The 26,152-nt window shown below is 68.8% G+C and carries 15 protein-coding genes and 8 pseudogenes; 14 read left to right on the forward strand and 9 right to left on the reverse strand.

Annotated elements, in window-relative coordinates:
- Window positions 1–128 precede the first annotated feature (128 nt).
- Window positions 129–2,183: a Helicase associated domain protein gene (locus tag ABZZ38_RS22205; protein ID WP_356742623.1), complete on the forward strand. Its 2,055-nt coding sequence runs from the start codon at window positions 129–131 to the stop codon at window positions 2,181–2,183.
- A gap of 582 nt (window positions 2,184–2,765) precedes the next feature.
- Here the strand turns inward: ABZZ38_RS22205 and ABZZ38_RS22210 are convergent.
- Window positions 2,766–5,807, reverse strand: a complete 3,042-nt coding sequence (locus ABZZ38_RS22210; RefSeq protein WP_356742627.1) for a CHAT domain-containing protein — start codon at window positions 5,805–5,807, stop codon at window positions 2,766–2,768.
- A gap of 99 nt (window positions 5,808–5,906) precedes the next feature.
- On the opposite strand from ABZZ38_RS22210, the gene ABZZ38_RS22215 reads away from it, so the two are divergent.
- The 3 genes and pseudogenes from ABZZ38_RS22215 to ABZZ38_RS22225 all read left to right on the forward strand — a co-directional run.
- Window positions 5,907–6,257, forward strand: coding sequence for a hypothetical protein (locus ABZZ38_RS22215; RefSeq protein ID WP_356742632.1), 351 nt, complete (start codon window positions 5,907–5,909; stop codon window positions 6,255–6,257).
- Entirely contained in the window at window positions 6,254–7,192 is a 939-nt protein-coding gene (locus ABZZ38_RS22220) for a hypothetical protein (RefSeq protein WP_356742634.1), read from the forward strand. Before ABZZ38_RS22215 ends, ABZZ38_RS22220 begins: the two co-directional genes overlap by 4 nt.
- Window positions 7,193–7,731: 539 nt before the next feature.
- A pseudogene (locus ABZZ38_RS22225) lies at window positions 7,732–8,187 on the forward strand (TniQ family protein); the annotation flags it as partial.
- A 413-nt stretch (window positions 8,188–8,600) separates the two neighbouring features.
- Here ABZZ38_RS22225 and ABZZ38_RS22230 read toward each other — a convergent pair.
- Window positions 8,601–8,903: a hypothetical protein gene (locus tag ABZZ38_RS22230; RefSeq protein WP_356742710.1), complete on the reverse strand. Its 303-nt coding sequence runs from the start codon at window positions 8,901–8,903 to the stop codon at window positions 8,601–8,603.
- Between the two features lie 82 nt (window positions 8,904–8,985).
- Between ABZZ38_RS22230 and ABZZ38_RS22235 the strand changes: the two genes are divergently transcribed.
- Window positions 8,986–9,138: a hypothetical protein gene (locus ABZZ38_RS22235; RefSeq protein WP_356742636.1), complete on the forward strand. Its 153-nt coding sequence runs from the start codon at window positions 8,986–8,988 to the stop codon at window positions 9,136–9,138.
- 1,179 nt (window positions 9,139–10,317) lie between these two features.
- Here the strand turns inward: ABZZ38_RS22235 and ABZZ38_RS22240 are convergent.
- On the reverse strand, window positions 10,318–10,578 hold the full coding sequence (locus tag ABZZ38_RS22240) for a hypothetical protein (RefSeq protein WP_356742638.1): 261 nt from the start codon (window positions 10,576–10,578) through the stop codon (window positions 10,318–10,320).
- Between the two features lie 199 nt (window positions 10,579–10,777).
- Here ABZZ38_RS22240 and ABZZ38_RS22245 point away from each other — a divergent pair, with 199 nt between their 5' ends.
- The 3 genes and pseudogenes from ABZZ38_RS22245 (at window position 10,778) to ABZZ38_RS22255 (ending at window position 16,073) form a co-directional block, all read left to right on the forward strand.
- Window positions 10,778–11,929, forward strand: coding sequence for a hypothetical protein (locus tag ABZZ38_RS22245; protein ID WP_356742640.1), 1,152 nt, complete (start codon window positions 10,778–10,780; stop codon window positions 11,927–11,929).
- Window positions 11,930–12,574: 645 nt separating this feature from the next.
- Window positions 12,575–13,098: pseudogene (locus tag ABZZ38_RS22250) on the forward strand (HNH endonuclease family protein); the annotation flags it as partial.
- Between the two features lie 2,270 nt (window positions 13,099–15,368).
- Window positions 15,369–16,073 (forward strand): replication-relaxation family protein, encoded by a 705-nt coding sequence (locus ABZZ38_RS22255; protein ID WP_356742642.1) that lies wholly within the window; start codon window positions 15,369–15,371, stop codon window positions 16,071–16,073.
- 321 nt (window positions 16,074–16,394) lie between these two features.
- Here ABZZ38_RS22255 and ABZZ38_RS22260 read toward each other — a convergent pair.
- Both ABZZ38_RS22260 and ABZZ38_RS22265 read right to left on the reverse strand, forming a co-directional pair.
- Window positions 16,395–17,239, reverse strand: a pseudogene (locus tag ABZZ38_RS22260) (IS5 family transposase).
- A 35-nt stretch (window positions 17,240–17,274) separates the two neighbouring features.
- A pseudogene (locus ABZZ38_RS22265) lies at window positions 17,275–17,627 on the reverse strand (hypothetical protein); the annotation flags it as partial.
- A gap of 157 nt (window positions 17,628–17,784) precedes the next feature.
- Here ABZZ38_RS22265 and ABZZ38_RS22270 point away from each other — a divergent pair.
- Window positions 17,785–18,873 carry a hypothetical protein gene (locus ABZZ38_RS22270; RefSeq protein ID WP_356742644.1) on the forward strand — a complete coding sequence of 363 codons (1,089 nt, stop codon included), beginning with the start codon at window positions 17,785–17,787 and terminating at the stop codon, window positions 18,871–18,873.
- 195 nt (window positions 18,874–19,068) lie between these two features.
- Here the strand turns inward: ABZZ38_RS22270 and ABZZ38_RS22275 are convergent, their stop codons facing one another.
- Window positions 19,069–20,451 (reverse strand): S41 family peptidase, encoded by a 1,383-nt coding sequence (locus ABZZ38_RS22275; RefSeq protein WP_356742646.1) that lies wholly within the window; start codon window positions 20,449–20,451, stop codon window positions 19,069–19,071.
- A gap of 514 nt (window positions 20,452–20,965) precedes the next feature.
- Here ABZZ38_RS22275 and ABZZ38_RS22280 point away from each other — a divergent pair.
- Window positions 20,966–21,124: pseudogene (locus ABZZ38_RS22280) on the forward strand (snapalysin family zinc-dependent metalloprotease); the annotation flags it as partial.
- An 883-nt stretch (window positions 21,125–22,007) separates the two neighbouring features.
- On the forward strand, window positions 22,008–23,285 hold the full coding sequence (locus ABZZ38_RS22285) for a PQQ-binding-like beta-propeller repeat protein (RefSeq protein WP_356742648.1): 1,278 nt from the start codon (window positions 22,008–22,010) through the stop codon (window positions 23,283–23,285).
- Window positions 23,286–23,300: 15 nt separating this feature from the next.
- Here the strand turns inward: ABZZ38_RS22285 and ABZZ38_RS22290 are convergent, their stop codons facing one another.
- Window positions 23,301–23,498, reverse strand: coding sequence for a hypothetical protein (locus tag ABZZ38_RS22290; protein WP_356742650.1), 198 nt, complete (start codon window positions 23,496–23,498; stop codon window positions 23,301–23,303).
- Between the two features lie 210 nt (window positions 23,499–23,708).
- Between ABZZ38_RS22290 and ABZZ38_RS22295 the strand changes: the two are divergent.
- Window positions 23,709–24,412 (forward strand): annotated as a pseudogene (locus tag ABZZ38_RS22295) (IS5 family transposase); the annotation flags it as partial.
- On the opposite strand, the gene ABZZ38_RS22300 reads toward ABZZ38_RS22295, so the two are convergent.
- Window positions 24,299–24,622 (reverse strand): hypothetical protein, encoded by a 324-nt coding sequence (locus ABZZ38_RS22300; protein WP_356742714.1) that lies wholly within the window; start codon window positions 24,620–24,622, stop codon window positions 24,299–24,301. The pseudogene ABZZ38_RS22295 and the gene ABZZ38_RS22300 sit on opposite strands and share 114 nt — an antisense overlap.
- A 67-nt stretch (window positions 24,623–24,689) precedes the next feature.
- Here ABZZ38_RS22300 and ABZZ38_RS22305 point away from each other — a divergent pair.
- Window positions 24,690–25,070: pseudogene (locus tag ABZZ38_RS22305) on the forward strand (IS5/IS1182 family transposase); the annotation flags it as partial.
- 28 nt (window positions 25,071–25,098) lie between these two features.
- Here ABZZ38_RS22305 and ABZZ38_RS22310 read toward each other — a convergent pair.
- The gene (locus tag ABZZ38_RS22310) at window positions 25,099–25,479 is read right to left on the reverse strand and encodes a RidA family protein (protein ID WP_356742652.1); all 381 of its coding nucleotides are present in this window, start codon (window positions 25,477–25,479) and stop codon (window positions 25,099–25,101) included.
- Window positions 25,480–25,734: 255 nt separating this feature from the next.
- Here ABZZ38_RS22310 and ABZZ38_RS22315 point away from each other — a divergent pair.
- A pseudogene (locus ABZZ38_RS22315) lies at window positions 25,735–26,143 on the forward strand (serine/threonine-protein phosphatase); the annotation flags it as partial.
- Window positions 26,144–26,152: the final 9 nt, after the last annotated feature.

Here is a 26,152-nt window from a genome sequence, read left to right on the forward strand (position 1 = left end):
ATGGAAGCCATACATCACGAACATGTGCATGATGAAGAGCCCAGGTCAGCTCCAACCCGTACACATCTCCGCTCGGTAAAACGGACGAGGCGCACCGGACGTCGGGGCGGATCGGCAAGCCGTGGGCGATGGTCCACGACAACACCCGTATCCCGGCCTTGCGGCGTCTGTACATGACGGCCACGCCCCGGCTGTGGCAGCTGGACGAGGAACAGGAGCAGGGTGGCGCGCCGGGTGAGCTGGTGGCTTCGATGGAGGACGATCCGGAGGGGCCGTTCGGCAGCCGCTGTTACACGCTGACCCTGTCGGAGGCCATCTCCCGGGGCATCTGTGCGCCGTATCAGGTGGTGTGCGTGGACATCACCGACACCCAGCTCCAGGCAGCCCAGCTCCTGGGCGCCGAGGGCCGCTCGGACCAGGTCCGCGGGGCCCGGCTCGCCGCACTGCAGACCGCCCTGGTGAAGGCGTCGGCCGAGGAAGGCTTCCGCAGGACGCTCGTCTTCCACCACGTCGTCAAGGAAGCCGAAGCCTTCGCGACCGGCCTTCCCGACGTCGCCGCGCAGCTGCACGCCGCCGACCCGGAGCTGTACCCCAGGATGATCTGGGCCAACTGGCTGTGCGGGGAACACAAGCCCAACCACCGGCGGCGGGTTCTCGGGGAGTTCGCGGCCGGGATCGCCGCGGACGGTACCGTCGTGGAGAAAGGGTTCCTGGGCTCCGTTCGGGTGCTGGGCGAAGGGGTCGACACCAAGAACTGCGACTCCGTGTACTGGGCAGACGTGCGCGGCTCCATGCCCGACCTCGTCCAGGCCGTTGGCCGCGCCCTGCGGATGCAGCCCGGCGAGGGCAAGGTCGCATCCCTCGTCGTGCCGGTCCTCCTCGGGCCCGGAGAGACGGCGGACAACATGCTCACCTCCCGGGCCTACGGCGGGCTCGCCAAGCTCCTGGAAGCGCTCAGGGCACACGACACCCGCGTCGTCGAGCAGCTCGCCGAACAGCAGGCCCAAAGCCGCGTGCGGGGCGTACAGAGCCGCAGCGGGAAGCAGGAGGACCAGGGATCCGAGAGCGGCCAAAGCGACCGTGGACTATCAGTGCCGGCACGGGCACTGCTGAAATTCTCCACACCCCGCGACCCGGCCACCCTGGCCGCGTTCATCAACCTGCGCGTCCTCAACCCCGAACACGCCCACTGGCGCCGCGGCATCGAAGCCGCCACCATCTACAACCGCATCCGCGGCAACCTGAAAGTGCCGTTCACCTACCGCGTCCCCAGCCGCGACGACCAGGAGGCGGAAGGCGAGGGGTGGCCGGCGTCGCTCGCGGGGTTCCCGCTCGGGCAGTGGATCGCCGACACGCGCCGGTTCTACGCCCGCGGCGACATGGACGCCGACCGCGTCGCACAGCTTGAGAACCTGGGCATGGTCTGGTCGCACTTCGACGTCGCCTGGGAGGAAGGCCTCGCGGCGGCGCGCGGGTGGGCTGCCCAAGCGGGCCACCTCCTGGCCCCGCTGGACGCCACCTACCAGGGCTACCGAGTGGGCATCTGGCTGAAGAACCAGCGGGCCGCCGCCCGCAGGGCAGCCGAGATCGAGCAGCGGCGTGCCCAAGGGCTGCCGGTGGGGTCGACGACGGGGGCGCTGTCGGACGAGCGGCGCGAGCAGCTGGAGGACATCGACCCCTCCTGGTGCCCGAGGTGGCCGGTCGAATGGCAGCGCGCCTTCCACCTCGTCCGGCTCCACCTCGAGGCCGGCTGGACGCTGCCCACCGAGCCCGGCGACGTCATGCACCAAGGCGAAGACCTCGGACGATGGGTGCGCTCGGTCCGGCTCGGGTGGGACAAGCTCACGACCGCGCAGCAGTGGATGTGCGAACACGTCCTCGGAATCACACCCGCCAGCAAGGAAGAGAAACCCAAGCCACGCCGCACGCAAGCCGACAAATGGGCCCTCAACTACCAGGCCGCCAAGCAGTTCTACGAACGCGAGCAACACCTGAAGGTGCCCAGGAAGCACATCGAACGGATCACCGTCGGCGGCAACGACGGGAACGGCGGCAGCAGCGAGGACCAGGAGGTTCGGGAGCTCCGGCTTGGTGCATGGATCAGCAACCAACGTTCCCGGGCCACGACCCTGACACCCGAACGAATCGAACAACTCTCCAGCATCGGCATGCGCTGGACGTAGCGCGGAGGCGCAGCGGTGGGCCGGGCAGGACTTCTGCCCGGCCCCGCTGCTGTGTGGTCTCAGCGGCGGGTCGTGTACGTGTGCAGGATGTCGTCTCCGACGGCACCCCTCAGACCCGGTGACACCCCAGGTCATCCGATCGACAGGGGGCAACAGTCATGCCGGGCCCGGAGGCCAGCGGCCCTCTTGCAGGACCGCCAAGAAGATAACGGGGTGCGCACCGGATGTAGTGCCGGGCATCGCGGTGCGCGCGAGTGGCGTTCGTCGTCATCCGATGCACGGGGGGCGTCCACTCGGTGGATGATGTCCGGCATCGTCACCGCAGCCAGGCGCCTGAGTGCCGCGCCCGGGACAGAGCAAACGCATCGCGGCGCGCGGCCGCGTTGCCGATCCGGTTCTGCCAGCACCAGGACCATTAGGGCGACAGGGTGTTTCAAAGCACACTCCCGACTTCCGAGAGGGGAGTGGTCCGCAGGCGCGACAAGACAGTGGTCGCAGCGCCTGGCGGCGGGCGCCCGCCCGAGTGAGCTCTGGCTGAGGGCGCCGGCCCTACCCGTCTCCGGCCGATCCGGGTGGTGCGTTTCACGGGCCGACGTGGACGTACGGTGCCCAGCTCAGTACGGCCTGCGGCCGCTGTTCGTGGAGGGTGCGCAGTGCAGTGTGGAGGGCGGTCGCCGGGTCCGGGGGTTCCGGCTGGAGCAGGTGGTCGTGGACCAGGTCGGCGACCTTCGCCGCGAAGGCGTCATCAATGGGCCACAGCGTGCCGACGACGTCGCGGAAGCCTGCGAGCTGCAAAGCGGTGGCGAAGGTAATCGCCTCGTCGGCGAGGATGATGCTGCCGCGATGGGTCTCGCAGGCTGACAGAAACGCGAATTCGGCGCGGGTCAGCCGGAGGTTTGTGATGGCCCGCAAGCTCAGCGGCCCGTCGTGCAGAATGAGCGCACCGCGCGATGGGCGGGCGAGGTCCTGCTCTCCGTGGCAGGCGAAGTGGGCCCACGAGCAGCGGGACAGGGCGTCCAGCACGGCTGGCCCGGTGGCGGCCGCGCCGGTCAGGAACTCGACGTTCAGGTGTCGTCGGCGCAGGGCCCGGGCTTCTTCCCCGGCCGCCGGGAGGTCCGGCCAGCCGGGGGTGGAGGGTAGGGAGACGATGAGCCCGCCAGCGCGCCCCCCGGCCGCCGCACAGTGCCGTTCGCGAACGTGTAGCAGGGTGCGCAGGGTGGGTGTGTACGAGGAGATGACTCGGTCGGGCACGGTGTCGCCCTCGCCGCCCTGCAGGAAGCGTCCTGCGGCGTGCAGCGGCAGCAGGGTGAACAGCCCTGCAGGACACCACCACACGCGCGGGCCAGCGGCGTCAGCGCCGAGCGGCTCGGTGTACCCCAGCGTGGTTAGCACTGGTTTGGCCACGGTCTTCCACAGCCAGGAGAGGGTGTCGATGATCTCCTTGCGTGCCTCAAGCGGTGACCGCCAATCGCTCAGAGCCTGAGTAAATGTGAGTGTCCGCGCAGCAAGCTGCTGGTCATCGAGCGCCAGGGGCAGCGCCCGTACGCCGTCGCCGGTCAGGAGCAGTGCGGAGCACCCATACTGGCTCGGGACGAGGAGGACTACAGGGCCCTGAGCGGCCGCGGTGCGTACAGTGGCGAACGCCGGGGCACACAGGAAGTGGCCGAGCTTTGGCAAGGCGCGGATTTCGGCCAGGATCTCTTCCCGGATTCGGGCCAGGGCCACCCGGCGCTCGCCCACTCGCCGGCGCTCCCACACGTCCAGGGTGGCCGCGCCCGAGGAGCTCTGGGAGCCGTCGGGCAGCTGGTCGAGTTCGTCGAGGACCTGTCGGAGCCGGTCGGCGAGTTTTGGCGCCTTCGCACGCACGTCGACATGGTCGGTGCGGCTCTCCAGGACCTGGGCTAGCAGGATGCCACGTCCTTGTTCGAGGAGTTCCACCGCGCGTTGCGGTTGCTCGGCCCGTAGGGCGACGGCCGCGGCGTCCGTGGCAAGGCTCGGGTACTCGGCGATGAGGCGCTCGCGGTCATCGCGTTCCAGGCCACGCCACGCCGTCAGCTCTAACTGCTCCAGGGCCAGCGTGAAGTGGTCGAGGGCTTCGGTGTAGTTCCCCGTGCTGGCGGCGAGATGCCCGGCAGCGGCAGCGGCCCGGGCCCGGGCGTGCGCCGAGGCGGAGGACACCAGAGACGCATCATGCAGGGCGCGCAGCGCCGCGCTGCGGTCTTCGGAGGCTCCCGTGGTTTCGGCGAGGTCCGCCAGGGCGAATCCCAGGTCGGCCAGGGTCACGCTGCGTTCCGGATGGTTCTCGGGCAGCAGTGCATCCGCTTCCTGCAGCGCCTCGACGGCCTTGGTGAGGGCACCGGGCGCCGAGAAGTGGGCGGCATACCGGCGCAGGGACTGGGCAAGTTCCCGCAGGAACATCGGCCGCTCGTAGGCGTTGGTCGGGGCTGCTGTGATCGCCGATCGGGCCGCCTCGACGGCGTCTTCCAGATCCCGCTGGCACCCTTCGCGGGCGAACCGCTCTCGAAGCGCGCTGGCGAGCAGGTGCAGGCAGGCAGGCCGGTCGGGGTGGCCGTCGCCGGCGAGGGAGAGGGCGTCACGCAGCAGGGCGACGACTGGTCCTTGCCCATTGGTTTCGGCATCGAAAACGGCTTCCGCCCCGGTCGGGAGCAGCTCGGGGTGGCTTTCCAGCATGGCGGCGAGGTTCAACAGCCGGCTGGGCAGGTCCGGATGGTCGCGTGGGGTAATCCTGACAGCCTCGTGCCGGGCCGCCAACGCTTCGTCGGCGGTCTCTGTCCGGCCTGTGTGCCAGTGATAGTGGCTCAGCGCCGTGCTGAGGTTGGTCAGGAAGGCGGCGCGGTGCGGGTGGTCGTCGGGTGCCTCATATGCCGCTTCGCGCAGCATCCCCACCGCCAGGTCGAGGATGTCGAGGTCCCCGGTGCGCTGGAACCGGCGAATGAACGCGTGCCCCAAGCCTGAGCAGAATGCCAGGCGGTACGGGTGGCCCTCCGGAATCATCTCCCCGCCCTTAACGGTCACCACGACAGCCCGGTCCAGGCTGTCGGGGTTCCCCGTGTACTCATACCGGCGGGTCAGAACGTTGCCGAGCGTGACGAGGGCTTCCGCGCGCACCACATCCTGCCGAGGGTTAGCCCGTGCGGAGAACATGCACAGCTCGACGGCGTCGTCGAGCAGGTGCACATCTCCGTTCCTCTCTGCAGCCTTCAGCAGGTTGACAGCGGTCGCGGTGTACGCGGCCAGTTCCCTCTCGTCGAGCCCGTCACCCGCCGGGAGCCCTGAGGTGGCGTACACGGTGCGGAAGGCCTCGGGCACGCAGTGTGGAGCCACCGGGTGCACCAATTGGAAACAGAGAACGGCACGCCTGACGTCGGCCCGCGTGCCGTCGTGCTCGAAGCGATACCAGTGGAACGTCCCCAGCAGGGCCGCGACGTTGAACGCCCGCGCGGTCTCGGCCGGCTCGCTGAGGGGCGACAGCCAGTCGACCGCGTAGTACAACTTGTCCGCCAGCCGTTGGGCCTCCGGTCCCTGCAGTACCGCTGCGTCACCGCTGGAGGCATAGGCGTCGAGCCGGTCCTCCATGGCGAAAGTGAGATCCTCCGTGTTCACGATGCCCCCGTACGGCCGCCTGGAATGTCACCGAATGTATGACTGGTAGGTACGGCGAATGAGATTATTCGTTGCGACGTCCGGGGGAAGGGGGAACGGGTGAAAAACTCCGCTGCGGAGGCAGATGACCTGAGGTGGTTCTGCAACAACCTGTTGGAACTGCGCGAGCAGGCGCGCCAGGACGGATGGTCCACAGAACTGCTCGGCATGCTGGCAGAACTACGTGCCGGTACATTGCCGGCGACAACCGCCCTGGAACGGGTTTGCGATCGCTTGGGCCTGCCGGTGCGGTTGAGGGGGTACACCCCAGTGCCCGGCCAGGACCCCACAGTGCCGCCAAGCGGTGCCTACACGTGCCCGAGCGGGCGCTGTTCGCGGGTGGAACGCCGTGAACCGGGCGGTCTGCTGCCGGAATGTGCCGTGTTCGACGAGCCGTTGACTCTCGGATGAACGCCTTCCTGTCCGAGCTGGGCAAGAAGCTCGCCGAACGCTGGGTGAGTCTGCTGGTCGTGCCCGGCACCCTGTTCATCGCCCTCGCGGCGGCGGGTTCTACACTCGGTCACCGTCACGCCCTCGACGGGCGAATGCTTGACCATGCTGTCGAGGAACTCACCGCCCACTACGACCGGCGCCCGGTGTCGGCTGTCCTGCTGTTCGTGGCGATTCTGGTGGCGGCCGCGACGGCGGGACTTCTGGCTCGCGCTCTCGGTACGGCGGTCGAACGAGCGTGGCTGATCTCTGGGCCGGAATGGCTGACCGGCCGACTCACTCGCAGGCGCCAGGACCGCTGGGCCAGTGCCGCCGCCGATGTCGAAGAGGCCGCAGCCGCCGATCGGGCCGCCTTTCTCACTCGCATGCGCCAAGATCGCCGGGCCAGTGCCGCCGCCGATGTCGAAGAGGCCGCAGCCGCCGATCGGGCGGCCCTCTCCGACGCGCGCAACGCCATCGCGCTCACCCGGCCCGCCAGGCCGACGTGGATCGGTGACCGGCTCAGGGGCGTGGGTGCCCGAGTCCACGCTCAGTATGGCCTTGACTTCACGTTCACCTGGCCCCGCCTATGGACGCTACTGCCGGAAGTCTGCCGCAACGACCTGATCGCGGCGCGCGAGGCGATGGTCAGCGCGGCGACGACAAGCGGCTGGGGCCTGCTCTACCTCTGCCTGGGCTTCATGTGGTGGCCGGGTGCCCTAGCAGGGACCGGGCTGATGCTTCTGGGATGGCGGCGCGGACGGGAGGCGGCAGCCAACCTAGCGGACCTGACCGAGGCGGCCGTCGACCTCTATGCGGCCGACCTCGCCCTCCTGCTCGGCGTCGACCTGCCCTCGGGTCACGTCACACCCGCAGTGGGCAGGCAACTGAGCGAACGCTTCCGTAAAGGCGCGTGAAGCGACAACGCCCCCACCGGCAAGGGTGGCACGGCTTCAGCGAAACCGAATCCGGTTGCCGACGGCCGGAGCGGGCCCAGGCGGAGCAATCGCTCGGCACAGGCCACGGGGGTGAAAACGAGGCGGCAGGACGCGGACAGCGGCAAACGGCAGATGCCACCGAGACGCTGAGCGGCCAACACGACAGAACCGGAATACATCGACCGTTACGACCAGGCTACTCCCGGGCACTGGGCACCCCGAACACGAGCGGGCAAAGAGCGCACATGACACCGTTCGGGACACGTCGGTTCGCCGACCGGGAGCTGCTGGTCGACGTGAGCGCGAGCCCGGAGGGGACACTGCACCAGCCCGGTCAAGTCGGCCAGATCTGCCAGCGTGCGGACCCAGCCGGCCTCGTCGCCCCCCGGACCCGAGCAGGCCGCCACCCGCCTCCGGGTCCGCCGTGCCGACTTCGACTGGATGGTGCGACCCGCCGTACGCCCGCAAGCGGGCGTACGGGACGCAAGCCAGCAGCGTCCGGCGGGGTCGTGCCTGCCATGGGCTGCGGCGCGGCAGGACGGGTGGCTCCGCTGCCGGGAGAGCTGACGCTGTCGTTCCTGACGAGGCTCGCCGCCCGCTACCACCTCACCATCCGCGACCTGCTCGCCGCTGTCACCGACGTCGGCGGCCAGCAGAACCTCACCGGCATGCTGTACCTGGACAGCGAGATCCACCTCAACGCCCAGGCACGCGCCCGTGTAGCCACCCTGTGCCGTGTTCCACCACGGGTGCTCGAGCAGGCCCTGCCCGCATGGAGGCGGGAAGAACCGTGCGGCAAGTACGGAGCCGGCCCCGTCGGACGACTGATGCGCGGCGAGGAAGCCGTCGCGGCCTGGGGGCCGGCATGCCCCGCATGCCCCGCATGCACCGCCGCACGCACCGCCGCACGCACCGGACGCCGTGTACCCGCACGCCGGTACCTGACACCCGGAGAGCGGGTCTGCGCACGCCACCGATACTGGCTGCTGTTCCTGCCCGGAACCAGCGGCTTGCCCGTGCCTCTTGGCCCGTGCCCGGAGGTGGTCGACGCCCAGCGACGGCATGTCCAACTGCTGCGCCACTGCCCCGCCGGTGCGCAGGCCTTCGAAGTCGCCCGCGCCATCACCGGCTCCTGGCGGGGCCAGCCCTGGCCGGACGAGGAGCATCTGTGGCCGACCCGTCTCGAGGCCACCCGGCCCGCCGGCGCCGATCCGGGCTGGTGGAAGGTCACCGCCCGCGACCTGATCACCCATCCCGAGACCGTCGTCCTCGCACGCCTGCTGGCCGACCGCACCGTGCAAGAGCGCATCATCACTGAATCGCGCCGCCATCTCGATCGAGCTGGCAGGGCGGGTGCGGCAAGTGACTATCCGCCCCGAGCGAGCAATCACGACGGCAGGGCTGCGATCTGCCGACGGGCTGAGTCCCAGACCTCCTCGAACTGGTCAGAGGTCAGCTCCTCCGGATCGTGGCCTTCCCATTCAGAGACGGGTAGTTCTGCTGTGATCCCGAACCTGTTGTCGTACTCGTCGAGGCGGCCTGTGTCGCGGGCTGACTGCCATTCGGCGAGGGAGGCGGCTGCGATCGGGATCAGCTCAGGCCCTTCGAGCTCGATCTGCCGGGTTACCCAACCTTCGGCATCGACCTCGAAGTAGAACCAGACGTCTTCCTCGTCCCAGTAGCATCGCATCCATGTCGTCACCAGCCCATGATGACAACATGCTCTGTCTGCTCGCCGGGGCAATGTCAGAGCCGTGTTGGAGGATCACGCCATGCTGATTGCGACTGATGAGGCGGGCCGCGTGGTGAAGAAGCCAGCGATAGGCAGGATGCTGGCCAACCTTCAGTGCGGTAACGCGCATCTGGTCCTGGGGCGCGCGGAGGAGGACCTGGAGGGCAGCTGCTCTGTACCGACCAACGGGTGAACCGCAGCAGTCACATACGGCTCCGCCAGCTCCAGAAACGGACCACCGACCGCGCTCGGCAGGCCGGCCCACCGGACACCGGGCCGGTGCACAATATGTTGTCCACCGCGCTGCGGTACGCCCCTGCGCAACTCCACCGCCACGGCCGCGCGGGAGGGGGTATACGCCGTCGCTGCGGATGGCAAGCGGCGATGCCCGAGCTGCTGCTCGCCCACCGGGATGCCGACCACGACCGCCCCGGAGCCGGAGGACGAGCCCCGGTCGGAGATCGACCTGGGCGCTGCGGGGCCCTAAAGAAGTCGGGCACGCACTCGGGTGCGACTTTGCGACCTGGGAGCCGGTATTGAGAGCATCTTGCTGGTTGCCGAGGCGGGGGGCTGTTGCCGAGCCCGTTTGTGTGGCGGGACGCATTGGCCGACACGGTGGAGTATGTCCTCCGGCGTGACAGCGGAGCAAAATCCTGAATAGGTCGCTTCGGTCGCTAAGTGCGTCGCCGGGATTGCTACTCAACGACCGGCACACGTCCGGAGCGGCCGAAAACCGATTGGCAACATGGCAGTCACCGACCAGAACGCAGCCATTAAAGTGACCCAGAGTGACACTGACTCCACGACCTTCGCCCCATGCAGGGCGGCCTAGCCGAGTGGGATCCAGCCGCATATTGGCGCGTAGTGACATGCTGCTGATCGTCGTCGGCCTACTTGCCGCAGGGGGGTGATAGGTGCAACCAACCCCCGTAGCTCTTGGGCCGTACGGGGTTGCTGAGCACTTCAGGGCCTGTATCGCACTGTCCATCATCCGTCCTTGCTCGGACGACCGATGTATGCACCGCTGGTGCATCCAACGTTCTCGGAGGTCCGGGCATACCCGACGTGCGCCGGGACATTCCCGTTAGTTGAATTTCCAATTGATGACAGGCGCCCACGCGGCGAACGTCGATATAAAGTCAAACAGTATACTGTGATGCTGCTCACGCGGCGGGGTATTGATCGTCATCAAACCCGAAGATAATCTAACTCTGAGTGCCCGGCCGGACCGTCGGGCTACTATACGGGGAATACAACGGGGGAATCGTGGCAGACGGTGACCAGCGCCATTATTTGGGCTCGGCCTGTACGCGGGGACGAATGAAGTGCATTAGTTCAGCAGCATTTCGACACGTCGCCGTGCGGGAGCGCCTCAGCCGCTGAAGGTCATCAGGAGAAAGACCGGGTAGAGCACGGCCAAGCCACCGATGGTCATCCCGATTGCGCACTGGACGCGGTCGATCCGCTTGGTCAGCCCGATCGTCCCGAATGTCACGGCCAGGCTGCCGAAGAGCAGCGGGAACGCGATACCGACGTAGCCGGTGAACACTGCGGTGATGAGGGCGAGAGCGCCAAGAACGAGTGAGGCTCGCCCGTAGAGCGCCGTGGCGTCGTCCGTGGGTCGGATAGTCATATCGGGTTCCTCGCTGGTCGTCTTCAGCGTCGTCCAGGCCGCGGGAAAGGTGTCCCGCGCAGACCCCATGATGGCACTTCTCTCACATGTCCCCGGCCTGTATCACCCTGAAAGAAACCTGTGAGAGCAAGCTCACGCCCCTGTGTGCGAGGCGTAGCGCAAAGAAGGAAAACGGGAGGAAAAGCATGGAACGTCTGCGATGAAACTGGCTTCACTGGCGCTGGTGCCGATGGCACTGCTGACGACCGGCTTGCCGGCGGCCACAGCATCCGAGAAGGCCCCCCAGCCGGACACGCCGGTGTTCACCATATCCGCGCTGGCCGGTGACGACATGAAGGAAGTCTCCGGGACCAGCGCGCGGAGCACCAAGGACTTGCCCGCGTCGACGCACGGCTTCGGTGTGGCCCAGACCCCCTCGGGTGCGGCGGCCGTCGTCGACCGTTCCATGGTGCAACAGGGGATCACCGTGGCATATGGCGCCTCGTTCGTGGACCTGTCTTGGAAGCCGTACAAGACGGACGCCCGTTATGTAGTGATACGAGATGGTGTGCCGGCGGCCCGCCTCGAAGCTGGGGTGGCCGCGTTCCGCGACGTGCAGGTGAAGCCGGGCACCGACTATGACTACCAAGTGGTGCCGGTTCTGCCGCAGGAGGGGCACCCGGACGCCCGGCTGTGGGGGGTGAAGGCGTCCGTCCCGGCCTCCGACTCGCTGACAGGCCTGCGTAAGGAGGCCGCGTCGAGGGCCGCGGCGGCGGCGGTCGCCCGGACCACCACGCTGTCCTGGGTGACCTTTATCCCGCAAGCGAAGATCGCTGCCCCGGCGGCCGGCTGCGACTACGGCTCGAACTACCAGTTCGGGGGTGACAACCGTACGGCCTTCGACTGGAAGTCGAGCAAGTACCGCACCGCGGCGCACGCGACCGTCACGTGGAGCTCCAAGGCAGTGACGGGCAACGTGTCGGTAAGTCCCACCACCGTGTGCGACAAGCGGAACGGCCGCAAGGTCGCGACGAAGACCGCCAGTGCCAAGGACATGAACGTCAAGAAGCTGGGCTCGGGCAGCAACTACGTAGACGTGCGGATGGTCACGCACGCCACCAACCCGTTCTGCAGGGGGCTCGGAGGAGTCAGGGGGGCCATCGACGGGGCCATCACCATGCAGCTCACCACGAGCGGCAACTACACCATTCGCTCCGGAAAGCACCGCCTGATGCCGAACCACCACATCTATATCTACGACGGTGGACGGGTCACCAACGTCTACACACGCAGCTACAACAGCGCGGCCTGCCTGATCGGTTCGATCGCCTGCCCGGAGGCCGACCTGACCGGCTACCGGGGTAGCTTCTGATCCATCGGCTGAGAAACCCGGGATGACAAGGGCCCGCCGCTCGCCTCACGCGGCGGGCCTTTCCCGTCCCGCACTGCGCATCGGCTCCCTCCCACGGTCCGCGCCGGTCCTGCATCGCGACTGCCGCCGTTCCGCCGCCGCTCCCTCGCCGTCCGGCTGCCGCTTGCGGTGTCCGCAGTGCTGGCCCGCATCCGTGGCATGTCTGCCGCTGTACTGCCGCCATCCGGCCGCGCCACCCTGGTCCCGCCCGCTGTACCCGGCCGGCCCGCCGGTGCTGTGCCGCCGCTGCATTGCCGTCGTGCCGTTGCAGCCGTCGTCGGGGGCACGTCGTGCTGTTCCCGCCGCTCTTCTCGAGACCGCCGGGGTCTGTCGCTCGCCCGCATGCTGGCGCCGTTGAGTCCGCCACCGTTCTTCCGTACCGCCACCGCTGCTCCGCCGTCCCGGCCCCGCTGGCGACTCCCGGTGGCCCCGCGTACGCGCGGGCCACCGCCTTGTTCGGCTTGGGACAACCGGCAACCCCGGCAGCCGAGCACGGGTCCGACCACTTGCTCGAACGTTTCCCCGGCGAATTGCCCACCCCGCGCGACTGATACACCCTCGACGAGCGACTCGGCGTAGGGCCCCGGAGCCGGTACACCTCGCCCCATGATCACTTCTCTTTTCCGCGCCGCGGCCGCGCTCACCGTGCTGCCCCTGACCGCGCTGACGACCGCCCCGGCCAAGGCGGACGCGGCTCCCGCGCCGCGAGCCGTGGTGACCGTGCCGCTGGGCCAGACCATCGCCTCTCTGCCGATGCGGCCGAGTCCCGCAACGGTGATACCCGCAGCCTCTTCAAGCACTGGGTGGACGCCGGCCGCGGCGGGTGCAACACCCGCGCCGAAGTCCTGATCACCGCGGCGAGCGAGCCGCCGACCGTCGGCGCCCGGTGCGCGCTGACCGGCGGGGTGTGGTGGTCGATGTACGACGAGCAGCGGATCACCGCCGCCTCAACGCTGGACGTCGACCACATCGTCCCGCTCGCGAAGGCCTGGGACTCCGGCGCCAGCGCCTGGACGCCAGCGCGGCGCCAGGCGTACGCCAACGACTTGGACGCCGAGCGCTCCCTGACCGCCGTCACCGCCAAGACCAACCGCTCCAAGGCCGACCAGGACCCAGCCGAGTGGATGCCCCGGCCCAGGCCCAGCACTGCGCGTACGTCGGTGGTAGCGGCCACCGCCGCCGACCGCGGATCGACCAGCCCGGCCTACCGTCGTGTCGACGTTGCGGAGGCAGCGGGCTACCCTGCTGCCCACAGCATCAAGCCGGGGGGCGGCGTGGCGGTCAGTGGCAGGAATAGTGACGGCAGTTACGAGGCAGCGCTCCGAGAGCTCGGAGAGGCGCTCGTCGACCTGAAACGGCGACGCGGGGCCCCCTCTTACGACAGGATCCGCACCCGCGGGGTGAAGCATCTCGGCGCGCACTCGGCAGTATCGAAAGCGTCGATGAGCGAGATCTTCGCCGGACAACGCGGCCCCGCGTCGCTCGACCGACTGCTGTGGCTGGTGCGCACGCTGCTGTCGTACGACGACGGCGAAGAGATCGACCCACCCGAGCGGCGAGACCCCCGGCTACAGCCATGGCGGGAGCACTGGAACACCCTCGAAGCCCTGCGCGCGGCCGCCCGCCGCCGCCCCGCGCTCCCCGCTGCGGACATCCTTGAGCCGCAGGCACGTCAGCCCGCAGGAGCGGGCGCTAATGCGGACCCGATCGCGGACGACGTCGCCAAAGCGCTGGCCCAGGGTTCGACCAGCAACGAGCACGACGACCGCGTGCTGCCGCGCGTCACAGACGACGTCGCCGAGGAAACGGACATCGAGGCGGATCCGGACAACCGGAAAGCTCGCGGTTACGTGCTGCCCGACTACTCGGAATTCATCATGGCTGCGGCCGATAGAGGTGACCACCAAGAGGCACTGAAGCTGGCCACCTCGACTGTCACAAAGGCGGTTGACCATTTTGGTTTGGAGGACCCGCGCACTCTCACCGAACTGGAGTACCTGGCGCACACGCGGGGGAGGATCGGGGATGCGGTCAGCGCGAAAGCAGAACTGGTCGAGCTGCTTGCCGTACGCCAGCGAGTGCTAGGGCCCAAGCATCCCGACACACTGCGCACCCAATATTTCATCGCCGTCTACCGCGGCAAGGCAGGGGACGCGATCGGCGCGGCAGCGGCCCTCACTGAGCTGCTTCCTGTACGTCAGGAAGTACTGGGGCCGGACCATACTGACACCCTCCACACCTGGGAAGAGATCGCTGCATGGCGCGTCAAGGCAGGAGATGCGGCCGGCGCGGCAGCCGCCCTCACTGAGCTGCTTCACATCCTTGAGAGGCGGATGGGCCCGCAGGCCAAGTGGACCGTGGAGGTCCGAGGTGAGCTGGCCCGCTGCTCGAAGCTCGCTAAGCGACATGCTTTCGTCGACCGGCTCTTAAACAAGATCACTTAGCAGGGCTTGATCGAGCCCGGGGCCGCTCACTGAGGGCGCCCGATCAAGGAGCGCAGCGCAGGCACCGAGGAACCCGACGCAGTCAGACCAGCCAGCACGGCGCCCGCCACGGGCACTTGGGTCAGGACAGTCAGGAAACCCACCGTGATCCCAATTACAAATGCGGTGAGCAGGACGACAGTGGTGTGCAGGGACAGGAACGGCGGTTCCGGCGCGGAGTTCTCCCGGCTGGGGGCCGCTGGCGGCGTCATCTGAGTCACGTCAGCACCATGGCCCCGCACACGGCGGTGACCTGCATCAATCAAACAACGCCGACATCACCCGATCAGACTGCGTACGGCCTCGAACACCGCCAGGCTGTGTTCCGCGGTGTTCCGCCGAGGTCAACGTCTCGGCAGGACGCGCGCCACCCGGCAGCCGGACGCGCCGGGCACCAGCGGCCAGGGCCAGAGGCGTCCGCCAGGTGACGGGCAGCCTCGGCGGCCTGTTCGGCGTGCCGCTCAACGCCTGGTGCTGCCCGATCCGCCAGTTCCATGCCCCGCCCTGTCGCCGTCCGCTCCGAAGTTCTCCGCGCGAAGTGTCACACCGAGCCGATCTTCCACACCTGTAGGAGGTGAGAGGGGCGCCCGGCTCGAGGGCCCCGCGATCACGAGGGAGCACCGCCTTGAACAACCGTGACCACGACCACCAGGACACCCCGGGCGACGGGCCTGCCGGCGGGCAGCTTGGCGGGCGCCCGTCCGGGAACGGCCCCGGGTCCGCGTCCCGTCGCGCAGATGGCAACGAATCCGCAGGTGAGCAGCCTGGTCAAGGGGGTCTGGGGAGCAGGACACCTCTACTCCTGACTCCGATCCGGCGGAGGAAGGAGTGAGGTCTCTGACTTCCACCCCGCGTCAGCGTGGCCTGGCGATGGCCATGTTGGCCCGCGTGCGGATGGCGCGTTGCAGATCGCCACGGTGACGACCGAAAACCGGGTCGGCGACGGCTACGTCCGCAGGGCGCTGCGCGACCTGGAGACGCTCGGGTTCGTCGGCCACGGCAAGTCCGGCCGGAGCAACGTCTACCACCTGACGACGACCGGCCAGCGAGCGGTGCTGGAGGGCGGTGAGATCCCGATCCGTCCGAACGCGGCGACGGGCGAGAAGGCGATAGCCGCCGGCCTCGCCGAGCACGGCCTGGCCGTCACCGAGACCCTGGTGCAGTGGAACGCCGCCCTCATGGACTGGGACGTCGAGGTCGCCCACCCCATCGACAAGGTGCGCGGCGTCATCTCCGATGCGGTGCTGTACCGCCCCAACCGCGGCGCCAAGGTCGAGTTCGTCGAGGTCGACCGCTTCACGATGTCGATGTCCCGGCTCGTCGAGAAGCTGCACGCGTACGAGGCGTACAGCCGGGCGACGTACCAGGAGGGCGAGCGCGGCACGATCGGCACCACCCGTCTGCTGTGGCGGCAGCGGTACCGGCGCAGCGAGCAGTTCCCCGTCGTGCGCCTGGTCCTGGACAACGGCGACGAGGACGCGCTGAACCGGCGGGCCGCGCGGCTGGAGCGGCGAATCCGCGGCATCGGCATCCGCATCGACTACGCCCCGCTGCCGATGCTTCGGCGACCACGTACGACCAGTGGGAGTGGCGGGCGATCGGCTGCCCCGACGATCAGGTGAAGCGGCTGGCCGCGTGACCGGCCTGGGCGCCCCTCGTTGGGCCGGGCGCCCACGTAGAAGGTGCACCGAGGGCCCGGAGGCTGTCATGGCGACGTGCCGGGCCCTGGCCGTGCCGTTCGCTGGTCGCGCCCTGAGTCGCATCCTAGTGTCCCGAGTCGGAGATCCTTAGGTAGTTCCTGCTGGATACCTGGTGCATCGACGGCGGCCGATAGAGGTTGTGGCCAGCGGCGTTCGTGAGCGCCGTCGGATCTAGCGGATGGACCGCAGCCGACGATCTACCGAAGAATCTCTGACTCAGGTCACTAGGCAGTTTCGTTCGGATCACCGAGCGGACCAGAGGAAGATGCCCGCGATGTGGAGACCGGCCAGGTAGATGGTGGCGGTCTTCTCGTAGCGGGTGGCGATGCCTCGCCACTGCTTGAGGCGGTTGATGCACCGCTCGACGGTGTTGCGCTGCTTGTAGGTCTCGCGGTCGAAGGCCGGTGGCCTGCCGCCTCGGCTGCCGCGACGGAGCCGGTGGCCGCGCTGGTCCGCCGGGACGGGGATCACTGCCCGGATGCCGCGCTTGCGCAGGTGCTCGCGGATCGCGCGGGAAGAATACGCCTTGTCGGCCAGGACCAGGTCCGGCCTCGTGCGGGGCCTTCCTCGTCGACGGGGAACGCTTAGGCGGGCCATGACATCGGTGAAGGCAGGCGCATCGCCAGCCTGTCCGGCGGTAAGAACGAACGCCAGGGGTCGGCAGCCGCCATCGGCAGCGAGGTGGATCTTCGTGGTCAGTCCGCCGCGGGACCGGCCGATGGCGTGGTCGGCCGGTTCGCCGGCCGGGGCCCCTTTTTGCGGGCCCCGGCCGCATGCTGGTGAGCGCGCACGACCGTGGAGTCCACCGACACGGCCCAGTTGAGGTCCTCGTCCGCGTCGGCCTGGGCCACCAGAGCGGTGAACACCCGCTCCCAGGTGCCATCGACGGCCCACATCCGCAGCCGGTTGTAGACACCCCGCCAGTTGCCGTACTTCTCCGGCAGGTGAACCCACTGCGTGCCGGTCTCGAACTTGAAGGCGATCGCGTCGATCACCTCACGATGATCCCGCCAGCGGCCACCCCGCTTCGGTGTCCGGTCTGGGATGTAACGGCTCGATCCGCGCCACTGCGCGTCAGTCAACGGCACACCCGGACAACGGCCGATTGATCCAAACGAAACCGCCTAATTCCCAGGGGCCCAAACTCGTCGAAGGCGAAGACCCGGTCCGGGAGGTGCTCCAGGACGTGCTCGATCCCGTCGAGCTTGACGTCGCGTTCCGGGTCGGGGGACTCCTCCCAGGTCTTGGTGCGCTGGAAGGTGATGCCGCGGCGCAGCAGCAGGCACCGTAAGGCTTCCCGGCCGATGCGGATGATGCGTCCGTGCACGCGGCGCAGGCAGGCGGCGAGTTTGGGGATCGACCAGCGCATCATCGCCCGGCGGTAGACAGCGAACTCGCACTGCCCCGGCGCACAATCTTCTGCAGCTTCTGCCCTTCCTGGTTGGTCAGTCCGCGCACCCGCACAGGCTCGGCCACCACACCTCCAGTGGTCGGAACGAACGTCACCGCTCGCGAGGGGTGGCCCCCGGCCTTGGGCCCGCACGGTTTGCCGGTTCCCGGCAACCAACAGGGATGCGAAGTGTGCGCGGAGTACCCATGGTGCCGGGCGCCACCAGCGGCACACCATGCACGGGTGACTACTACGTCGAACTCCTCGCAGCTCCCGACGCTTCGCGGCGAGCGGGTCGCCTCCGTGATCTTCAGTGTGCTCCTGCTGGTGGCGGCCTGGATGGTGTTGTTTCCCGCGCGCGCCGCGTACGACGAGGAACTCGCCTACCGAGCCGCGGTCGACTGCGCCTCCCCGGCCAGCCGCCATGACGACGACTGCCTGCGGACGGTCAAGGTGCGCTTCGACCGGACCGACGGCGAGCAGGTCATGAAGAACAAGACCACGTACTGGCTGTACGTCACGGAAGCGGACGGCACGGTTGCTCGCGCCCGGCTCAGGGGCAAGCCGGAGAGCCTGCCGTTCTCCGGGCCGGGCGCGCTTTTGAAGGCCACGTACTGGCGGGGGGAGATCCGGTACGTCGACATCGGCTCCGTCCGCAAGTACGCGGAGGCGGACGTACGCGGCGACTACAAGCCCCTCCTGGCCCTGGGACTCGGCGTCGGCTTCTTCGGGGCGGGTTTCCTGGGACTGGGAGTCGTGTCGACGACCCGGCTTGCCCGGACCGCCGCCAGGCCGAGCCCCTGGAAGGGCGGTCTCGTCGTGCTCTTCACGCTCGGTCTTGCCGTGCTCGGCGCGCTCGCGCCGTGGCCCACCGACGGCATCGGGGCAGCGTTCGGGTTCGTCGGACTCGGCGTTCCGGTCGTCCTCGTGGCCTGTGCGATCGCAGCCCCGGTCATGAGAAGACGCCTGAGCCCCGATCGCACCGTCGCCGTGGCGACGCTCGTGCCCACCAAGGAGCGGCACTTCCCGGGCAGGGTCCACGGAGACGTCCCGTATGCCGGGAGCGGCGCCACCCTGGTCGTGGCCCCCGACGGCTCGCTGGCGTCCACCCCGGACCCGGCCGGTGTCGCATACCGCCGGGAGGTGCCCAGCAGCCTGACCCCGCTCCGGGTCCGTCCGGCGACCTGGACGGCTCCCAGCGGCGACTTCTACGGTGGCCCGGGTCTGCTGATCCTGGAGTGCGAGGACGACGGCGTGCCGGTGTACGTCATCACCCGCCGCGCGCACATGTCGTTGCTCCTGGGCGTGCTACAGGCACGGGGCGCCTGCTGACGGGTCGCGCTCCGACAGGTTCGCCGGGCCGAGACTGCCACCTGGCCCACACCCGCAAGGTGCGCACCGTCCGGACCAGCCGGGGCATCCTCGCCGGTTTCGAGATCGACGTGCTCGAGATCCGCCACCCCTCCCCCGTCTTCGGGGAGTCGGAGGAGGCGCTGCGGGGCCAGGGCGTCTCCGGGAGGAGCCGTCCTAGTCCCGCAGGACCTTCACGGCCCGGTCGAAGGCCGAGTCCTTGTTCTGGTCGAACTCCTCCGTGGTGAAGACCGGCTCGGTGAGGTGCGGCGGGATGCCCGCGCCGTCGAAGGTCCTGCCCGACCGGGTCAGCAGCTCCTCGTTCGGCAGCCAGACCGACATGCCGTTGGGGAGCTTGCGCACCATGATGTCCGAGAAGACGCCCTGCGTGGGCTGCCCGATCCGCACGGTCCGGCCGGGCCGGTCCATGAGGGCCTGGGTGAAGGTCTCTCCCGCGCTGACGGTCGAGCCGCCGGTCAGCACGGCGACCGGTCCGGTGTAGCGGGGGCCCTGGGCGGGCGTGACGTACAGGGGCTGGGGGCGCGTGTGCCGGGTGGGGTCCGCGGGAACGTTGCGGGCCCGCTTGGAGTAGGCGAGGTAGGGGGTGTCGGTCAGCCGCCCGGCGATGTGGAGCCCCATGGCGTCGGAGCCGCCACCGTTGATCCGCAGATCGATGACCAGGCCCTTCAGGTGTCGGGTGCGCTCCTGGCCGAGGACCGTGTCCAGCGCCTTGTCGAGCTCGGCCAGCTCGGCGGCGTAGGAGGCCTCGCCACCCGCGTAGCCGCCGAAGCCGGAGATCCGCAGGTAACCCTGCCCGCCGGGGAGGTCGGCGTAGGTGATCCGCCCGGCGGCGAAGTCCTGGAGGTTCCGGGCGTTCTTGAGGTCGCGCTCCACGACGAGCTTCTTGACCTTGGCGTCGAGCTTCCCGTCGGGCCGGACGGTGCCTGGGCGGACCTGCGCGAAGGCCCGGTCGGGGTCACCGTCGCCGTCGCCGTCGCCGTCCCAGACGGCGACGTGGGCGTCGTGGAGCGGCTCGACCATCTTGCTGAAGACGGCGAAGAGCTCGTCGGGGGTCGTCCCTTCGTGGACCGTGGGCCGGTACCGGTCTCGTACGGCGTGCCAGTCGATGCCCTTGGCGGCGAAGAAGGGGTAGTTCTCCTCGAAGGACTGCCAGAAGACGTCGAAGGCGGCGAGCGGACCCCCGGGGGCGGAACGCGTGCAGGCGTCGGGTAGTTCCGTCATCCGGCGCAGGTTCCGTTCGCCAACGTCGCCGTCCAGCCGTACGGAAGCGCGGTCGCGGTCCCCGCGGGTGCGCACGGTGAGGACGGTGCCTCCAGGCGTGGTGTAGGCGCCGGGGCCGGTCCGCTGCGCGGTGTCGCCCGCGATGCAGCTGACGGCGGTGGTCTGGTACTCCTGGAGGGTTCCGTTCCGGATGGACAGCACGGTGCCGTAGCCGTCGGTGCGCCAGATTCCGTCGGTGGCCGGCTGGTGGGCGGTGGCGGCCGGCGCGGCTGCGCCGACGAGGGCCAGGACGACGGCGGTGGCTGTGACGATGCGCACGATCTTGCCTTCTCTGTAGGCGACTTGCTGGGTACCGCCCCATCGTCGCCGACACGGGATCCACCGGGCCATCCGGCTGTCCGGCCGATCGGGGGTGTGGCCAGCCCCCGCTACCCGCGGTACCCGGGAACACACATCCAGGGGCCTGTTGTGGAAGTGCTGGTAGCGGTCGCTGTGGTTGAGTCGTTCCGGGTGAAGGAGGGTCGTGACTATTTGGGATGGCGCCTCGGCTGCCGCCAGCCATGCCGAGGTTCGGCAGTACTGCTCAGCCTCGGCTCAGGCTCCCGAGACCGCGGGTTTGCAGCCCGCCGAGCGATGGGACGAGAGCGGCGGGACGGCCTTCTACTGGCCGAAGGGTGATCCTGCGCTCGCTTATGGGCCCTGGGTGAACGGAATCGTCGTGTTCTGGGGATCCAGAGGCCCACGTCGGGGCTGTGGCCGCGCCTCCCTCGATGCGGCTGACAGCCCCGTGTTTGAGGCCGTGACATGGCTGCCCGTTGCCCCCTCCATCGCCCCTGGCCTGCTGGCCAATCTGATGTCGGGGTCGAGCGCCGGCACGGCCTGCACCAACGCCACGCCGAACACTACAGAGCGCTCCCGCGTACAGTCCGCCTACGCGAGCGGAACCCCCGCGCTCGCACCCACCGACCTGACCCTCATCGACGCGCCCTGACCACACGGCCGTCGAGCGGACGGGCTTCCCGGGGGCCTCGGCGAGATCACCGACCTCTACGCCGTGCCCTACGACGTCGAGGTCGAATCCGGGGCGACCAAGTGGCTTGTCACGCATCGTCGGTCGGGTAATCGACCTGCTGCCCGCCGGCCAGCACACTGTCCCCAACAGCTGATCTTGGAGGTGGCCGTGGGGCGTCGACCGAGTGTGTTCGTCCGGCCGCTGAGCATGGAGGAGGGGCGGAGGCTGCAGAGGATCAGCCGGAGGGCGAAGGGCCCGGTGAGACTCCGCCGGGCGATCGTGGTTCTGATGTCCGCCCAGGGTCAGACGATCAAGGACATCACCTCGCTGATGCAGGTCAGTGCGGACTACGTCCGCGATGTCATCCCTGGTCTTCCCGCCGACCTACGGCTCCTGGCTGAAGTGGATCGAGGCCGATTTCGCGGCCCTGCGCTACCGCACGCTCAACGGCACCGATCATCGCAGCCGCGACCGAGCAGAACGCGGCCATCGCCGCCTACGTCCGCTGGCGCAATGTCCGCGCGGAACCGAAGACGAACTTCGCACCCGAATCACGGATCCGATCGCGGACCGCATACCCAGCCAGGCCGACAGCGACCGCGCTGCCGGCTGCTCGGGTCGACCGTTTGGCAATACCTCTCACCGACGCGTGCTCCCCGTCCCACTCCCGACTGTAGGTAGGGGTGTTCAGTCGCCCCAGCGGCGGAAAAGACCGCTGGGGTACAGGCCAGTGTCGAGCGCGATCTCCAGCAGCAGTCGTTGCCGGGGTCTGTCGGATCGTCTCGACCGAGCGGCGCGGATGATCACGCGTCCTCTACCCTGACGGGGCTTCGACCTTCTCGAGCCAGGGGTGGGGATCCGTATGGCAACGCGCACGAACGACAGCACACCACGGGGGCCATGGCGATGGGCGCTCGCCGTGCTGGTCCTGATCGGTGTTCCGCTCGCCCTCGTCGGAGGCATCGCCTCCTGCGTGGCCTCCGAGATGGGCCACATGCCGGGTGACTCGATGGAGCGCGTCTGGGACGCTCCGCGCGACCGGAAGGCCGCCGAGTACGGCAACGCGGCCTGGGCCGTCGGCGACATCGTCGTCCGCAGCCGCTTCGACGCCGTCACCGCCTTCGACGCCGGAACAGGCAAGCGGCGCTGGGAGTATGCCGTGCCCGGGCGGGCCGAGATCTGCGCTACCAGTACCGCCGCTGACTCCGTAGCGCTGATCGGCCTCATGGAGGGCAAGGGCTGTGGCACCGTCGCCGCGATCGACCTGAAGGACGGCCGCGAGCTGTGGCGCACCGACCGCAGGCCGGGCTCTGGTGACGCGAAGGACGACTCCGACGTCGTCGCCACCGGGGCCGGCCTCGCCGTGCTCCTCGACGAGGACGAGCGCTGGCGCGAGGAACCGGAGGCGGGCATGCCGCCCGTGCTCGCCGGCGACCAGGCGCTCCGCGCCTTCGACCTGCGGACCGGCACTCCGCGCTGGAGGGCCGCCGTACCGAAGGGCTGCCTGCCGCGCCAGGTCGCCGTTGCGTCGAAGCAGGTGCTCGCCGCCCTGGAGTGCGAGACCGAAGCGAAGCTCGCTGCCTTCGACCCGGCCGACGGTAAGGAGCGATGGACCGTTCCGCTGGGCGGCCGTCGGCCCGTCGCGGCGAACTCCTTCATGTCCTTCCTGTCCGACGAGCCGACGGTGCTGAAGGTCCAGGAGCCGGTGGAGCACGGCGTGCACGCCTACCTCGCCTTCGGGCAGGACGGCAGCCGTCAGGGGCAGATCGACGTCATCGGCAGCGACGCGGCCGTCGCCGACGGAAAGCTCTTCGTTGTTTCCGGCGGCGTCGTCGCCTTCGACCTGGCGAGCGGGCGCGAGGTGTGGAGCTCGGACTCCTTCGGTGCCTGGCGGGAGATCACGGCGATGCACGTCGGCAGCGGCCGTGTGACGGTCTTCACCCGCGCCCGGAAGGGCCTCGACGAGCTGTATGTCTACGACTCAGCCACGGGCGACACGGTGGACGACCGCACCTTCGACCGTGACACGGACGACGGCAACGCTGAGCTCGCGGGCCTGTTCCGGTACGAGGACCTGTTCATCGCCGTCCGCAGGGGCGACGGAACACTACGGCCCTTCTCGGCATACCGGACCTGGTGACAACGGTCGGAAGGACTACTTCCGCGCCCCTTTGGCTACGACGGTGAAGACGTCAGAGCCAGCGGGGACGAGGGGCGGGGCGAGGCTCAGGAAGCCCGCCCAGCCATGCGCGGCGATGTCGGCGATCGCCCGGCGACATGCAGCGTCGCCTACGGTGCGGTCGAGGGGTTCGGCGGTGCGGCGCAGCTTCTCGGGGGCGCCGATGAGCCGCACGAAGCGGCCTTCGGGGTAGGTGTAGATGTAGGTGAAGCCGGTATCGGGGAGGGTGCGCCAGCCAGCTGGTGCGGGTCACCACGGGGGTGTGGGCTCTCGATTACCCGATCGGCGATGCGTGACAAGCCACTGGTCGACACCGACGGCGTCCTGCCGGCCATCGAACTGGAACTAGAGCGTGTCTCTTTGAGGTTGGTCAGTTGATCGGATGTGACTGTCCGGTTAGTAATCACTGATGCGATGTGGGACCGGATCGAGCCGCTGATGCCGGCCGATCCGGTCCGCGGTCGGCGGTGGGCCGACCACCGCCGGACCCTGGAGGCCATCGCGTGGAAGTACCGCACCTGCTCGCCCTGGCGGGACCTGCCCGACGAGCTCGGCCCGTTCCAGACCGCTCACAAGCGGCTGATCAGATGGGCCATGGACGGCACCTGGGAACGCATCCTTGCCGCGGTCCTGGCAGCTGCCGACGACGCTGACGACGACCTCGCCTGGACGGTGTCGGTGGACTCCACGGTCGTCCGAGCTCACCAGCACGCTGCCGGAGCACTCAAAAAGGGGCGGCTCACTCCGGGGAGCCCGCCGATCACGCGCTCGGACGCTCCCGCGGCGGGCTGAGCACGAAGGTCCACCTGGCCTCAGACGGCCGTGCACGGCCCCTCGCCTTCACCATCACCGCCGGCCAGGCAGGTGACGCACCCGCCTTCGAGACGGTGATGTCCCGCATCCGCGTGCCCCGCACCGGCCTGGGCAGGCCCCGCAATCAGCCCCTGGCCGTCCTGGCCGACCGCGCGTACTCCTCACGTGCCATCCGCGGCCACCTGCGGCGCCGGGGCATCCGCGCGGTCATCCTGCAGCCGTCCGACCAAGTCGGGCACCGCCTGCGGCGAGGCCGACTCGGTGGCCGTCCGCCGCCAGACGAGAGGGTACGCATGCTGCTGGAGGCGGGTGAGCATCTTGCCGAGGTGTTGCTGCCGGGCGTTCTTGTAGGAGGTCATGGGCACACGGGTGCCGGGGGGAACCGGGCGGGGCGATGGATGAGCCATGCGGGCAGCGGTCGGCTCGGGAACCTGGGGCTCGGCGGCGGCGAAATGCCGCACGTCATCCCACAGAAGATCAGCCACACAGCGTGCTGTCCGGCCGGTCGACCCAGGGCAGCCCTATTCCCTAGACCAAAGAGACGGCCCTCCCCGCGGCGGCGGACTGACCTCCAAAACTCATCTGGTCAGTGAGTGCGGGCGGGGCTCGCTCGCGTTCGTGATCACACCGCGCCAGTGGGGGCACAGCACCACAGCTGATACCGCTCCTGGATGGTACACACGTTCCCTGCCTGGTCGGCGGCCGCCCGCGTATACGGCCTGATGATCTGCCGGGCGACAAAGCACAGCCATGACGCCGCAATCGTCGTATTTGTGCCGTCGGCAGATCAAGCTCACTATCCCCGAGCACCGGGAGCAGTGGGCCCACCGTTGGCGCCGCGGCAGCGCCGGCGGTGGGCCAGCAGGGTTCGACACCTACATCTTTCACGGCACGGTGGCCGTCGCAGCACTACGCCTAAGGTTTGACTCCTGACCCACCGAGGAGTCTGTAGTACTCATGTTCACCGGACGACTCCGATTGCCTCGATCTCGATCATCCACTCAGGGTCGGCGAGTGAGGAGATCTCCACGAACGACTCCGCGAGGTGGGGTTTGTCCGGGAAGTGCTCCGCGCGCAGCTTGGCGAAGATGCCCTGCTGTGCGATGTCGGTGACGAACACAGTCGCCTTGACCACGTCGGCGAGGCTGGAGCCCGCGTTCGTCAGGACCGTCGACAGATTCGCGAGTGCCTGACGAGCTTGCGTCTCGAAATCCCCGGCGCCGACCGTGGCCCCCTGGGCATCAATGGGCGCCTGCCCCGATGTGAAGACCAAATTCCCGACTCGGATGCCGAGCGAGATGCCGGCCGACTCGTACCAGTCGTGCTCTGCGGAGACGCGCACACGCTCGGTAGCAGGCTGTGTAACGGGCATTGCTGACACTCCCTCAAAAATGCGCAACAGCAGCCGGGTAGCTGGGTCCAGCCCCGACTTGATCCACCTACGACAGCCACGGAACATCGAGATCCATTCCCGAGGGCTCACAGTTCACCTCGGCACAGGTCATGGTGCAGGGCCGGGGTGAGAGTTTCCCACGCACACGAGCGCGCCACATGTGTCGTCTCGCGGGAGGTAGAGCCCGCGACCTTGGAGGCTGTTGTGGCGCGTGATCGGATCGGGCTGGCTGAGGTGCTGGTGGCGACGGAGGCTGCCGCGCCGGTGGACTCCCTCGATCTCGTCGTCGCGCGCAACCTGCGGGACCGGTTCGGCGCGCGGTATGTGTCGTTTCTGTTATGTCGACATCTTGGGCCGGGCGTGCTGGGCCCATGACACCGCTGGCACACCTCCGGAAGACCGCGCCGAGCGGATCCCCCTCGCCGACAGCGGCGTCTACGACGAGGTTCTGCGTACCCAGAAGCAGGTGTGGGCGCCGGACAACGGGCAGGGGCCGCGGGTGCTGGCCCCGGTGACGAATGTCGGCTACACCATCGGCGTCATGGAGCTGTTCCTCACCGAGGTCACACCGCAGGTGCCGGAACCGGTGGTGGAGGCCGCGCACGCAGTGGCATGTCGGCGT

This window comes from Streptomyces sp. NPDC006368, assembly GCF_040612535.1.
Classification (GTDB): Bacteria; Actinomycetota; Actinomycetes; order Streptomycetales; family Streptomycetaceae; genus Streptomyces.